This is a genomic window from Bradyrhizobium sp. 87, from assembly GCF_023073015.1.
GTDB lineage: Bacteria > Pseudomonadota > Alphaproteobacteria > Rhizobiales > Xanthobacteraceae > Bradyrhizobium > Bradyrhizobium canariense_D.
In genome coordinates this window covers 231,126-243,110 of the sequence record NZ_JADPIQ010000128.1, presented here as the reverse complement: position 1 = coordinate 243,110, position 11,985 = coordinate 231,126, and the positions used below count along the sequence as shown (strand labels likewise).

General features: G+C 65.3%; 14 protein-coding genes. 4 read left to right on the top strand and 10 right to left on the bottom strand.

The features are described from left to right. Genes phnL through phnG form a run of 6 tightly spaced genes read right to left on the bottom strand, consistent with a single transcriptional unit; the run spans nt 1 to nt 4,605 of the window. Complete coding sequence (phnL, locus tag IVB50_RS32515; RefSeq protein ID WP_018453083.1) at nt 1-699, bottom strand: phosphonate C-P lyase system protein PhnL; 699 nt, start codon at nt 697-699, stop codon at nt 1-3. Between the two features lie 39 nt (nt 700-738). Further along, nucleotides 739-1,536, bottom strand: a complete 798-nt coding sequence (gene phnK / locus IVB50_RS32510; RefSeq protein ID WP_018453082.1) for a phosphonate C-P lyase system protein PhnK — start codon at nt 1,534-1,536, stop codon at nt 739-741. Next, a complete protein-coding gene (locus IVB50_RS32505) occupies nt 1,529-2,425 on the bottom strand; it encodes an alpha-D-ribose 1-methylphosphonate 5-phosphate C-P-lyase PhnJ (protein WP_018453081.1) in 897 nt (298 codons plus the stop codon). Before IVB50_RS32505 ends, phnK begins: the two co-directional genes overlap by 8 nt. Then, nucleotides 2,422-3,525 (bottom strand): carbon-phosphorus lyase complex subunit PhnI, encoded by a 1,104-nt coding sequence (locus IVB50_RS32500; protein WP_018453080.1) that lies wholly within the window; start codon nt 3,523-3,525, stop codon nt 2,422-2,424. Before IVB50_RS32500 ends, IVB50_RS32505 begins: the two co-directional genes overlap by 4 nt. Nucleotides 3,526-3,527: 2 nt before the next feature. Next, a complete protein-coding gene (gene phnH / locus IVB50_RS32495) occupies nt 3,528-4,136 on the bottom strand; it encodes a phosphonate C-P lyase system protein PhnH (RefSeq protein ID WP_018453079.1) in 609 nt (202 codons plus the stop codon). A gap of 4 nt (nt 4,137-4,140) precedes the next feature. Then, complete coding sequence (gene phnG / locus IVB50_RS32490) at nt 4,141-4,605, bottom strand: phosphonate C-P lyase system protein PhnG (RefSeq protein WP_018453078.1); 465 nt, start codon at nt 4,603-4,605, stop codon at nt 4,141-4,143. Between the two features lie 118 nt (nt 4,606-4,723). Here phnG and phnF point away from each other — a divergent pair, with 118 nt between their 5' ends. Further along, nucleotides 4,724-5,455 (top strand): phosphonate metabolism transcriptional regulator PhnF, encoded by a 732-nt coding sequence (gene phnF, locus IVB50_RS32485; RefSeq protein WP_018453077.1) that lies wholly within the window; start codon nt 4,724-4,726, stop codon nt 5,453-5,455. Nucleotides 5,456-5,619: 164 nt separating this feature from the next. On the opposite strand, the gene phnE (IVB50_RS32480) is transcribed toward phnF, so the two are convergent. From phnE (IVB50_RS32480) to phnC, 4 genes are all read right to left on the bottom strand, one after another. Then, a complete protein-coding gene (phnE, locus tag IVB50_RS32480; RefSeq protein ID WP_026232457.1) occupies nt 5,620-6,468 on the bottom strand; it encodes a phosphonate ABC transporter, permease protein PhnE in 849 nt (282 codons plus the stop codon). Then, nucleotides 6,465-7,349: a phosphonate ABC transporter, permease protein PhnE gene (gene phnE / locus IVB50_RS32475; protein WP_026232456.1), complete on the bottom strand. Its 885-nt coding sequence runs from the start codon at nt 7,347-7,349 to the stop codon at nt 6,465-6,467. Before phnE (IVB50_RS32475) ends, phnE (IVB50_RS32480) begins: the two co-directional genes overlap by 4 nt. Nucleotides 7,350-7,425: 76 nt before the next feature. Continuing rightward, entirely contained in the window at nt 7,426-8,361 is a 936-nt protein-coding gene (gene phnD / locus IVB50_RS32470) for a phosphonate ABC transporter substrate-binding protein (protein WP_247299235.1), read from the bottom strand. Nucleotides 8,362-8,424: 63 nt separating this feature from the next. Further along, the gene (gene phnC, locus IVB50_RS32465) at nt 8,425-9,234 is read right to left on the bottom strand and encodes a phosphonate ABC transporter ATP-binding protein (protein ID WP_018453073.1); all 810 of its coding nucleotides are present in this window, start codon (nt 9,232-9,234) and stop codon (nt 8,425-8,427) included. Between the two features lie 182 nt (nt 9,235-9,416). Here phnC and IVB50_RS32460 point away from each other — a divergent pair, with 182 nt between their 5' ends. From IVB50_RS32460 to IVB50_RS32450, 3 genes are read left to right on the top strand one after another with little or no spacing between them, the layout of a single operon-like run. Next, nucleotides 9,417-10,076, top strand: coding sequence for a chloramphenicol acetyltransferase (locus IVB50_RS32460; RefSeq protein WP_247299233.1), 660 nt, complete (start codon nt 9,417-9,419; stop codon nt 10,074-10,076). Continuing rightward, a complete protein-coding gene (locus IVB50_RS32455; RefSeq protein ID WP_018453071.1) occupies nt 10,073-11,266 on the top strand; it encodes an alpha-D-ribose 1-methylphosphonate 5-triphosphate diphosphatase in 1,194 nt (397 codons plus the stop codon). Before IVB50_RS32460 ends, IVB50_RS32455 begins: the two co-directional genes overlap by 4 nt. Nucleotides 11,267-11,284: 18 nt before the next feature. Next, on the top strand, nt 11,285-11,983 hold the full coding sequence (locus IVB50_RS32450) for a DUF1045 domain-containing protein (protein ID WP_018453070.1): 699 nt from the start codon (nt 11,285-11,287) through the stop codon (nt 11,981-11,983). The last annotated feature ends 2 nt before the right edge of the window (nt 11,984-11,985 follow it).

The following is an 11,985-nucleotide window of genomic DNA, read 5'->3' as shown; positions in this document are numbered from 1 at the left end:
TCAGGCCGCGGCGGCGAAGCTGGTGACGTCGACGGTGCGGTCGGCAATCTGATGACGGATTTCGTCGTCATGGACAATGGCGACCATGGCGACGCCCTGGCGCTTCTTTTCGGCTACCAGCCCGACCACGACGGCGCGGTTGGCGGCGTCGAGCGACGCGGTCGGCTCGTCGAGCAGCAGGATCGGCAGATCCGAGATGAAGCCGCGCGCGATGTTGACGCGCTGCTGCTCGCCGCCGGAAAAGGTCGCGGGCGGAAGCTGCCAGAGCCGCTCGGGGATGTTGAGGCGATGCAACAGTTCGCCAGCACGGGCTTGCGCCTCCGCGCGCGCCAGGCCGTTGACGATCAGCGGCTCGGCGACCACGTCGAGGGTCGCGACGCGCGGCACCGCGCGCAAGAACTGGCTGACATAGCCAATGGTCGCGCGGCGGATGTTGAGAACCTGCCGCGGCTCGGCGGTGGCGAGATCGACCAGCGCGCCGCGATGGTGGATGCCGATCCGGCCGGAATCGCAACGATAATTGCCGAAGATCATCTTCAGGATCGACGATTTTCCGGCGCCTGATGGCCCCGACAGCACGACGCATTCGCCGGGATTGACGTGAAAGGTCACGCCGCGCACCACGGGCAGCTCGATGCCACCTTGCAGGTGCATCGTGAAGGTCTTGTTGGCGTCGGCGATGTCGATCATGGCGGTCATTGGAGAACTCTTCTTGCAAGGCTCATTACGTTGGAAGGCTCATGGCGGCAGGATCGAGGAGACGAGCAGCTGGGTATAGGGCTCGCGGGGGTCGTCGAGCACCTGATCGGTGAGGCCGGTCTCGATGACTCGGCCGCCCTTCATGACCATGACCCGATGCGACAGCAGGCGCGCGACCGCGAGATCATGGGTGACGATGATGACCGCGAGATGCAGCTCCGCGACCAGGCTGCGCACGAGGTCGAGCAGACGGGCTTGCACGGAAACATCGAGGCCGCCGGTCGGCTCGTCCATGAACACCAGCCGCGGCTCGGTGACGAGGTTGCGGGCGATCTGGAGCCGCTGGCGCATGCCGCCGGAATAGGTCCGCGGCGCATCGTCGATGCGCGCGATGTCGATCTCGACGCGAGTCAGCCAGTCCGACGCGGTATCGCGGATGCGGCCGTAGTGATTCCACCCCACCGCCATCAGCCGCTCGCCGACATTGGCGCCGGCCGAGACGGTCATGCGCAGCCCCTGCGCGGGATCCTGATGAACGAAGCCCCAATCGGTACGAAACAGGAAGCGCCGCTCGGCCTCGCCCAGCGTGGTGAGATCGCGGGTGACGCCATCGCGCATCCGGTAGGACACCTCACCGCCGCTGGCCGCGAGCTGACCCGACAGCAGCTGCAGCAGCGTCGATTTGCCCGAGCCGGATTCGCCGACGATCGCCAGCACCTCGCCGGGGTAGAGCGCAAAGGACACGTCGCGGCACGCCGCGATCCGGCCATAGGACTTACTGAGGGATTTTGCGACCAGCAGCGGCTCGTCGTTCTCGAGCATGTCTTGATCAGCCATTCGATGCCTCCTGCGCCTTGTCCTTGTACGGCGCGGCGCTGAGGCTGCCGTGATGGCCGGCGGCCTGACGTCCCTCGCAATAATCGGTGTCGGAGCAGACGAACATGCGCCCGCCCTTGTCGTCGGTCACGATCTCGTCGAGGTAGGAATTTTCAGCGGCGCACAACGCGCACGGCGCGTTGAAGCGGTACGGCTCGAAGGGATGGTCCTCGAAGTCGAGCGACACAACTTGCGTATAGGGCGGGATCGCATAGATGCGCTTCTCGCGGCCGGCGCCGAACAGTTGCAGCGCCGGGCAATTGTCCATCTTGGGATTGTCGAATTTGGGCGTCGGCGACGGGTCCATCACGTAGCGCGCATTGATCTTCACCGGATAGGCGTAAGCCGTCGCGATGTGGCCGAAGCGGGCGATGTCCTCGTAGAGCTTCACATGCATCAGGCCGTATTCGGCGAGCGCGTGCATGCGCCGCGTCTCCGTCTCGCGCGCCTCGAGGAAGCGCAGCGGCTCCGGGATCGGCACCTGGTAGACCAGCACCTGATTTGCGTGTAGCGACGTCTCCGGAATGCGGTGGCGGGTCTGGATCACGGTCGCATCGATCGTCGCCGTCGTCGTGGCGACGCCGGCGGTCTTGGCAAAGAACTTCCTGATCGAGATCGCATTGGTGGTGTCGTCGGAGCCCTGGTCGATCACCTTCAGCACGTCCTCGGGCCCGAGGATCGCGGCCGTCACCTGCACGCCGCCGGTGCCCCAGCCATAGGGCATCGGCATTTCACGGCTGGCGAACGGCACCTGATAGCCGGGGATCGCGATCGCCTTGAGGATCGCGCGGCGGATCATCCGCTTGGTCTGTTCGTCGAGATAAGCGAAATTGTAGGCGGGCGCGTTCATTCCGCGGCCTCCTTCATGGCATCGGGCGCATTGGCCTCAGTGAATTCCTTCCGCAGCTTGCGCAACAGGCCGAGCTCAGACTGGAAGTCGACATAATGCGGTAGCTTCAGATGCTCGACGAAGCCGGTAGCCTGGACGTTGTCCGAATGCGACATCACGAATTCTTCGTCTTGCGCGGGGGCGAGTGCCTCTTCGCCGAGCTCGCGCGCACGCAACGCGCGGTCGACCAGCGCCATCGACATCGTCTTGCGCTCGCTCTGGCCGAAGGCGAGGCCATAGCCGCGGGTGAAGCACGGCGCCTCCGTCGCGGAGCCCTTGAACTGATTGACCATCTGACACTCGGTGAGCTCGATCGAGCCGAGCGGCACGGCGAAGCCGACGTCTTCCGCGGAGAATTCAACCTCGACCTCACCGAAGCGAATCTCGCCGGCGAAGGGATGGTTGCGGCCGTAGCCGCGCTGGGTGGAATAGCCCATCGCCAGCAGAAAACCTTCGTCGCCACGCGCGAGATTTTGCAGGCGCAGGTCACGATCGGCGGGAAAATTGAGCGGCTCGCGAGTGAGATCGCCGACGCTGGCGCCGTCCTCAGCCTGAGGCGAGGATTCGATCAGCCCGTCGCGGCCGAGGATGTCGGTCACCCGCGGGGTTGGCGCAGACGATGCTTCGGCCGTCGCCGGTGTCTCCGGCACAAAGCCCTCGGCGAGCGAGGGATCGAGCAGGCGGTGGGTATAGTCGAAGGTCGGGCCGAGGATCTGGCCGCCGGGAATGTCCTTGAAGGTCGAGGACACCCGCCGCCGTATCCGCATCGCGCCGGTCTCGACCGGCTCGCTGGCGCCGAAGCGGGGCAGCGTCGCGCGGAAGGCGCGGACCAGGAAGATCGCCTCGATCAGATCGCCGCGCGCCTGCTTGATGGCGAGCGCCGCGAGCTCGCGGTCATAGAGCGAGCCTTCGCTCATGACGCGGTCCACGGCGAGACCAAGCTGCTCGGAGATCTGGTCGAGCGAGATTTCCGGAACGCTTTGGTCGCCACGCCGCGCACTGGCGAGCAGGCGATGGGCGTTCTCGATGGCGCGTTCGCCGCCTTTGACTGCGACATACATGCTTAGCTTCCCCTGCTCACGATACGCGTGGTGCGCGGGATCGCAACCATGGCGTCATCGGCGACCAGCACCACATCGATACCGCGCGGAAACAGCGCCTCGTTAATACGAAGTCGCTCGAACACGTCGAACGGCTTGATCGACGCCTGGAGCGTGGCGACGCCGTCGATGCCGGGCCCGCGCAGCTCGAAGCTGCGTCCCGAATCGAGACTCTCGACCTGCAGGATCAACGTGGTCGACCGATCCGGATATTCGCTGGTGCCGAGCGCGAAGCGCTCCAGCGAAGGCAGCGCCCCGCCGTCGCTGATCAGCGCGAAGCTGGCGATGGAAGAATCCTGCACCACCGGCGCACCAGTATGGAATTTCAGCCATTTCACGACGTCGGAAGTCTCATGCATGCGCGCATCGAGCCAGAGCGGCGTGTCGTGATCGAACAGCGTCAGCGCGATCGCGGCCGTCCCGCGCATCATCACACGAGGCGCTCCTGATGTCGGCACGATGCGCTGCACCGATCCCGGCCGCGCCATCGCGTCCATGACCGAGCGAAAGGTCGATTGCGCCGACAAGACCTTATCGGCGAACCCCGGCGGCAGTTCCGCAATCGTGGTCATGATCTCACCCCTCACCGCGCACCATGGTGTAGAAATCAACCTTCGTCGCGGCGGTCTGGGCCGCCACCTGCTTGCGCCTGACCATCAGCTGCTCACGCAACGGCGCGATAATGTCCCGCTCCACCGCGGCGCCGAAATCGCTGGACTGCACCAGGGCATCGCACAGCGCGATCAGCCGCGCCTTCTCGCCGTCGCGGCCGAGCGTGTAGCCGAAACCGACCTCGCCGCTCGCAAGCCGCACCGCGGCGCGCGACACCGTGGCTTCACCGAGGTTGAACGGCGCACCATCGCCGCCGACCCGGCCGCGCAGCATGACGAGGCCGTTTTCCGGCGCGCGCAGATCCTGATGCGCCGGCAAAGCGAGAGCGTGGAGGCGAGCGGCGATCTCGCCCGCCTCCGCGTGCGCCAGCACGGACATTGCGGCCTTGCGCTGGGCTTGCTGATTATTGTGCTGGGTCACCGCATCCACCGACTTCTCTGCAGAACTTGCCGAATCCAAGTTGTCTATGATACTAGACAACTTGATACGGGAGCGCCATGACTGTTTCGTGACAAAGGCGTGATTTCTGGAGTAGCTTCCCGGCCACATGAGCATGCAGGACACAGCCTCCTCCGGCGTCGCGTTGTGGCGCCTCGTTGCCGACGGCATCGAGCGCGGCATCGCCGACGGCCGCTTTGCGGCGGGCGACAAGCTGCCGGGCGAGGTGGAGATCGCCGAAACCTATCGCGTCAACCGCCACACCGTGCGACGCGCGCTGGCCGCGCTTGCCGAGCGCGGCATCGTGCGGGCAGAACGCGGCAGCGGAACCTATGTCGAGGCGCAGAAGCTCGCTTATCCACTGCGCTCGCGGACCCGTTTCTCCGAGATCGTCGGCGCGGACGGCCGCGAACCGCATGGCCGGCTGATCGAGGCGTCCGCTGACGTTGCGACCCGCGAACTCGCGCGGGAGCTTGGCCTCAAGACCGGCGCACCGCTGGTCCGGATCGAGGCGATGCGCCTCGCCGACCGCACGCCGATCTGTGTCTCCACGACGTGGCTATCGGCACAGCTATTCCCCGCTGCGGGCGACGTCTTTGCCGCGACCCGCTCGATGACGAAATTGCTCGAGCATTACGGCGTCCGGGACTATCGCCGCGGCGCGACCCGGATCACCGCCGGTATCGTCGACGCAACCGACGCCGCACGGCTCGATCTGGCGCTGGGACGGCCGATCCTGGTGGTCGACGCCACCGATCACGATCTCGACGGCAAGCCGCTGGTCACCAAGCATTCGCGCTTTGCGGCGGAGCGGGTGGAATTTCTGGTGGAGAACGGGTGAACTGGCTGCCCTCTGCCCCTCTCCCCTTGCGGGAGAGGGTGGCTCGCCGCGCTAGCGGCGAGACGGGTGAGGGGTTGCCTCCGCGCACTGATCTGAATTGAGGATGCAGACCCCTCATCCGGCGCTTCGCGCCACCTTCTCCCACAAGGGGAGAAGGAAGAAGGTTACGCCACCGCCCGCCGCCCGATAATCGCAAAACGCAATTTGCCCGAAACGAAATCGATCGCGGCGACTGCGACCAGGATCATCAGGATCAGGAACGACACCTTCTGCCATTCCAGCACGCGGATCTGCTCGGCGAGCTGGAGGCCGATGCCGCCGGCGCCGACGATGCCGATGATGGTGGCCGAGCGCGTATTCGACTCGATGAAATAGAGCACCTGCCCGGCAATCACGGGCAGGACCTGCGGCAGCAGGCCGAAGCGAATCTCGTGCAGCGCGCTACCGCCGGAGGCGCGGATGCCCTCGACCTGCTTCTGGTCGGCGCCCTCGATCGCCTCCGAGAACAGTTTTCCAAACGCGCCGAAATCCGACACGGCAATAGCGAGCACGCCGGCAAACGGGCCGAGCCCGACCACGTTGATCCACACCAGCGCCCAGATCAGCGTGTCGACTCCGCGGATTGAATCCAGGAAGCGCCGCACCGGAAACCGCAAAATCCTCGACGGCACCACATTGCGCGCGGCAAGAAGACTGACCGGCAGCGCGAAGACCGCGGCCAGCGTCGTGCCGAGCAGCGCAATCGACAGCGTCTCGCCCAGCGCCTTCAGATAGACCGGCAGCGACGAGCCGGGATCCGGCGGGATCATCATCAGGCTGATCCAACCGAGCTGGCTGAGCCCCGCGAACAACCGCGACGGCGAGAAGTCGAGATCGATGAGGCCATAAATCAGAACCGCGAGCGCCGCGACGATCATCGCCGGCATCGGGAGCCGCGCCGAAGCCGGCCGGTCGAACACATCAGGGTAGCGCGCGCGAAGCGCTGATGTGTCAATGTCCTGCGGCCCCGTCACGTCCGCGCCTCCTTGCCGAACAGGCGGCCGCGCAGCCAGCCGGTGCTGATGTCGATAATGAAAACCGTGACGATGATGGTGAGCAGGATGGCGCTGACGTCCGAGTAGTAGAACTTGCGGATGGCGACGACGAGCTCCTGGCCGATGCCGCCGGCACCGACGAAGCCCATCACGGAGGCCTCGCGGACGTTGATCTCGAAACGCAGCAGCGCGTAGCTGGCATAGCCCGCCGTGACCTGCGGCAGGATGGCGAAGCGCATGCAGGACAGCCAGCTCGCGCCGGTCGAGCGGACGCCTTCGACCGGTTTCATGTCGGCGTTCTCGACGATCTCCGAGAACAGCTTTCCAAGCGCGCCGGTGGAGTGAATCGCGATCGCCAGCACGCCCGCCATCGGCCCCAGCCCGAAGGCGATCACGAAGATCAGGGCAAACACGATGCCGGGGACCGTGCGGGCGAATTCGAGCAGGCGCCGCACGACGAAGCGCAACCACGGCGCGGGCGAGGTGTTTTCAGCCGCAAAGAAGTTCAGGCAAAACGCAAAAGTCGCGCCGATCAGCGTGCCGACATAGGAGATCAGCAAAGTCTCGCCCAGCATCCTCAGCCATTTGCGCCAGCCCCACAGCCACTCGCCGACATCGGTCCAGACCCGCTGGCCGGTGTCGAGTGTGAGGATGCGGTCGAAATAGCTGATGAAGTTGCCAAAGTGGGCGAACAGCGTGCGCAGATTCACTTCAGCGCCGATCGCGGCCAGACACAGTGCTGCGGCGAAGATCACGGCTCCAGACAGGATTCGGAGCCGCTTGCGCGCCACCGCCTGGCGATAGGCGGCGTTGAGCACGGCGAGCTGTTGCTCGGGGAGGATCGAAACCGCGACGGTCATCTTGGGCAGGAAAATGGTCAATCAAAGAGAAAGAGCCGGGTCCATCGACCCGGCTCCAGTGGCATCGTCCCGAAACTCAGGACGCCTTCTTCTTACGCAGCGCATCGACGAACTTGATCAGCTCGATCGTGCCATCCCAATCCTTGGTGGTCGCGGGATGAAAACCCTTCTTCTGGCCGTCCTGGAGGCGATGGAACGCAGCCTTGTCCTTGGCCGGCGCGTCGAAGAACGCCTTGGCGATGGCGGCCTTGGCCTCTTCCGGCAGGTCAGAATTGTAGGCATAGGGGCCGTTGATGATCGGCGCCGACTTGTGGATGATGCGGAAATCATCCTTCTTCATCGCCGAGCCATCGGCATTCTTCAGCATGCCCTTGGTCAGCATCTGCGCTAATGTCGAGTCGTTGTCGCTGGTCCACTGGTTGGCCGCGACGTCGACCGTGCCCTGCGCCAGCGCCAGGATCGCGTTCTCGTGGCTTCCGGTGAAGACGACCTTGCTGAAATAGGTGTCGGCGTCCGCGATGCCCATCTTGTCGAGCTCGAAGCGCGGCACGTTGTTGCCGGAGGTCGAGTTCGGGTCGACCAGGCCGAGGTTCTTGCCCTTGAGCTGGTCGATGCTCTTGTAGGCGCTGCTCGCCTTGACGAAGAACATCGAGTAATAACCGGTGGAGCCGTCGGAGTTGATGTCGTTGGCGAAGGCGTCGGTCTTGACGCCGGTCAGGCGGGCGCGGGCGAACGAGGCCGAGCCGTAGCTCGCGATGTGAATGTTGCCGGCACGCTGGCCTTCGATTACGGCAGCGTAGTCGTTGGCGATGCGCAGCGTGACTTTCACGCCCAATTCCCTGGAGAGATAGCTCATGAACGGCGCCCAGCGCTCGGTCACGCCCGAGGCGTTTTCCGCCGGAATGACCGCGAAGGTCAGCTCGGGATATTTGGCTTTCCAGTCTTCGGCGGAGGCCGAAGTCGTCAACGCGAGCGCGGCGGCGCCGGCGAGAATCAATCTGCGAGTAATCATGATAGCCTCTTCATTGGTTGAGGTCGGTTGACGCAAAATTGGTAAGTCCTGATGCGGCGCAGCTCAGGCGGCGGCCGCCGTTCCAAGCGCCGGAATGCCCTGTCGCACCGGTGCAGGCGTGCCGCCCATGACTTCGGCGGCTTCGAGATCGTAGAGCTCGCGCGCCACGTGGTCGGTCAACTCGGCCGGCGCGCCGTCGAACACCACGCGGCCCTGCGCCATGCCAATCAGGCGGTCGCAATAGCTGCGCGCCAGGTCGAGCGAATGCAGATTGCAGAGCACCGTGATGCCGAAGTGCTTGTTGATGCGCAGCAGCGCATCCATGACGATCTTGGTGTTGCGCGGATCGAGCGAGGCGATCGGCTCGTCGGCGAGGATGATGTCGGGCTGCTGCACCAGCGCGCGGGCAATCGCGACGCGCTGCTGCTGGCCGCCGGAGAGCTGATCGGCGCGCTGGGCCGCGAGCGGGGCAATGTCGAACTGTTCGAGCGCGGACATCGCCAGCGCCCTGTCCTGCTCGGGCCAGGTCTGCGACAGCGAGCGCCAGGCCGGCATCGTCGCAAGCCGTCCCATCAGGACGTTGGTGAGCACATCGAGCCGGCCCACCAGATTGAACTGCTGAAAGATCATCGCCGAGCGCGCCCGCCACTGCCGCAGCTCCTTGCCGCGCAGCGCCGTGACGTCGAGGCCGTCGAACAGGATGCGGCCCTGTGCAGGGGTCGCGAGACGGTTGATGGTGCGCAGCAGGGTCGACTTGCCGGCGCCGGAGCGTCCGATCACGCCGACGAAGCCGCCGGGAGAGACTTGAAACGAGGCGTCGTCCACCGCGGCTTTCACGCCGAAGCGACACGTCAGACCTTCAACCACCAGCATGCAGGCTCCAGAGTAGCTGGGACCCACCGCTAACGCCGGCGCTTGACACTTGTGTGACACGGACGTTGCGGTGCGGCGATCCTACACACCTCATCTCCTGTTCATCCCCTGTCATGGCGTCGTCATGACATTGTCATCAAGCCGCTCGAAGAGAAACGCCCGCCCTCTCGTTCGGATTCAACATGGCCGCCAAAGCTCTTTCGGTCCAGCCGACTGTCGATCCCTCCGCGAAGCTGCACGACGCCAGGCTTGGGGCCTACACCGAGGTCGGCGCGCGCACGATGCTGCACGAGGTGACGATGGGGGATTACTCCTATGTCGTGAACGACGCCCAGATCACCTACACCACCATCGGAAAATTCTGCTCGATCGCGGCGATGACACGGATCAATCCGGGCAATCACCCGATGCAACGCGCCACGCAGGCGCACTTCACCTATCGTTCGAGCGCCTATTTCGAAGGCGAGAGCGACGACACGGAATTCTTCGACTGGCGGCGCCAGCATCACGTCCATATCGGCCATGACGTCTGGATCGGCGATGGCGCGATCGTTCTGCCGGGCCGCAACATCGGCACCGGCGCGGTGATCGCGGCCGGCGCCATCGTCACCAAGGACGTTCCGGCCTACACCATCGTCGCCGGCAATCCGGCGCGCATCGTGCGCCGGCGGTTCTCGGAAGAGGTTGCGGGGCGGCTTGCGAGGCTCGCTTGGTGGGACTGGGATCACGACAAGTTGCGTGAAGCCCTGCCCAATTTCCGCAAGCTCGGGATTGAGGATTTCCTCACGGCATACGAAGCAGGGGCACCCTCTTCTGCCAGCAAACGAAGCGCGGTCGCGTGACAGACATATTCCTCGAGGGCGGGCGGGCCCTGATCGGCTCCGAGTTCGCCGAAACGTCGCTTCTCGTGTCCGGAACGGACATCGCAGAGATCAATGCCTCGCGCAGCCGGGCGCGGCTGGCGATCAAGGCGCGCGATCTGCTGGTCCTGCCGGGCATCGTCGATCTGCATGGCGATGCCTTCGAGCGACAGATGATGCCGCGCGCCGGGGTCGATTTCCCGATCGACGTCGCGCTCGCCGACAGCGACCGCCAGGCGATCAGCAACGGCATCACCACGGTTTTTCACGCCACGACCTGTTCGTGGGAGCCGGGCCTGCGCAGCGCCGGCAATGCGCGCAGCCTGATGGAGGCGATCGAACGGCAGCGCCCGCAATTCGCCGCCGACACCCGCTTTCACCTGCGCCACGAGACCTACAATCTCGACGCCGAAACCGAGATCAGCCAATGGCTCACTGAGGGCCGCGTCGACCTGTTCGCCTTCAACGACCACATGGACGGCACGGTTGGGGACATGGCCAAGCCGCGCAAGCGCAATCGCATGGTGGAGCGCACCGGCCTGTCGAGCGAGGAATTCGACCGGCTGGTCGGACACATAATGTCCCGCGCCGCGGATGTGCCGGCTTCCGTGTCACGGCTGGCCGCGACGGCCCGCGCCGCCGACGTGCGGATGCTCTCGCACGATGATGCGACGCCGGCGATGCGCGAAGGCTTTCGCGCCATGGGCGTGGCGATTGCGGAGTTTCCGATCAACGAGGAGACAGCGCGGGCGGCAGCAAGCCACGGTGACGCCATCGTCTACGGCGCGCCGAACGTCGTGCGCGGAGGCAGCCACACGGGCTGGACCAGGGCATCCGACATGATCGCCAAAGGGCTCTGCTCGGTTCTGGCCTCGGACTACTACTATCCCGCGCAGCTGCTCGCTGCGTTCCGGCTCGCCGCCGATGGCGTGCTGCCGCTGACCGAGGCCTGGAATCTGGTCTCCGCCGCGCCCGCGCGCGCGACCGGTCTTGCAGATCGCGGCGTGCTCGCGGAAGGCCGGCGCGCGGACATTCTGCTGGTCGACGACAGCATGCCGCTGCGGCCGCGGCTGATCGCCGTGATATCAGGCGGCAAGCTCGTGCATCTCACCGAGGCGACGCGGTTGCTTGGCATGCCAGCTACCCCGCGCCAAGCTGTCGCCGCGGCATAAACCCGCTATGCTCGGACGATGACGAGTTTCCCCCGCTACGCGATCTATTTTGCCGCAGGCAGCGACAGCGCGCTCACCCGCTTCGGCGCGGAGTTGCTCGGCTACGATGCCTATACCGGCAACGAGCTGCCGTTTCCCGCCGACGCATCGCGTCTCGCGCCGGACTGGCGTGATGTCACCGCCGATCCCCGCAAATACGGCTTTCACGCCACGCTGAAGGCGCCGATGGCGCTGGCGTCCGACAGGCGCGAGGTCGAGCTTGTTGCGGCCTGCGCGACATTCGCCGGCAGGGCACGCGCAATTCCGGTGATCCGCCCGGTCGTCGATTCCATCAGCGGCTTCATCGCCGTCATTCCCGGGGAGCCGGTCGGCGAACTCCAGCAGCTCGCCGCCGATTGCGCGCGCGACTTCGACTCCTTCCGCGCGCCGCTGAGCGCGGAAGACCGTGCGCGGCGCAAGCCGGAGAAGCTGAGCGAACGGCAGCGCCACTATCTCGACCGCTGGGGCTATCCTTACGTGATGGAGGAATTCCGTTTCCACATGACGTTGACGGGCCGGCTCGACGTGGAGCGGCGCGGGCCGATTCTGGAAATGCTGCAGGGAAGGTTTGCTGCGCTCGGCCTCAAGACGCTTGCGATCGATCGCGTCGCGCTGTTCAAACAGGACCACGCCAAGGCTCGCTTCCGCATCATCGGCGAGTGGGCTTTGACCCAGTAAGT

Bases quoted from the DNA above. Each gene is read 5' to 3' on its own strand.
- phnC (WP_018453073.1), bottom strand. From the start codon at position 9,234: ATGCTGGTGGTTGAAGGTCTGACGTGTCGCTTCGGCGTGAAAGCCGCG.
- phnL (WP_018453083.1), bottom strand. From the start codon at position 699: ATGACCGCCATGATCGACATCGCCGACGCCAACAAGACCTTCACGATG.
- IVB50_RS32450 (WP_018453070.1), top strand. From the start codon at position 11,285: ATGACGAGTTTCCCCCGCTACGCGATCTATTTTGCCGCAGGCAGCGAC.
- IVB50_RS32500 (WP_018453080.1), bottom strand. From the start codon at position 3,525: ATGTATGTCGCAGTCAAAGGCGGCGAACGCGCCATCGAGAACGCCCAT.
- phnH (WP_018453079.1), bottom strand. From the start codon at position 4,136: ATGACCACGATTGCGGAACTGCCGCCGGGGTTCGCCGATAAGGTCTTG.
- phnK (WP_018453082.1), bottom strand. From the start codon at position 1,536: ATGGCTGATCAAGACATGCTCGAGAACGACGAGCCGCTGCTGGTCGCA.
- IVB50_RS32460 (WP_247299233.1), top strand. From the start codon at position 9,417: ATGGCCGCCAAAGCTCTTTCGGTCCAGCCGACTGTCGATCCCTCCGCG.
- phnD (WP_247299235.1), bottom strand. From the start codon at position 8,361: ATGATTACTCGCAGATTGATTCTCGCCGGCGCCGCCGCGCTCGCGTTG.
- IVB50_RS32505 (WP_018453081.1), bottom strand. From the start codon at position 2,425: ATGAACGCGCCCGCCTACAATTTCGCTTATCTCGACGAACAGACCAAG.
- phnF (WP_018453077.1), top strand. From the start codon at position 4,724: ATGAGCATGCAGGACACAGCCTCCTCCGGCGTCGCGTTGTGGCGCCTC.
- phnE (WP_026232456.1), bottom strand. From the start codon at position 7,349: ATGACCGTCGCGGTTTCGATCCTCCCCGAGCAACAGCTCGCCGTGCTC.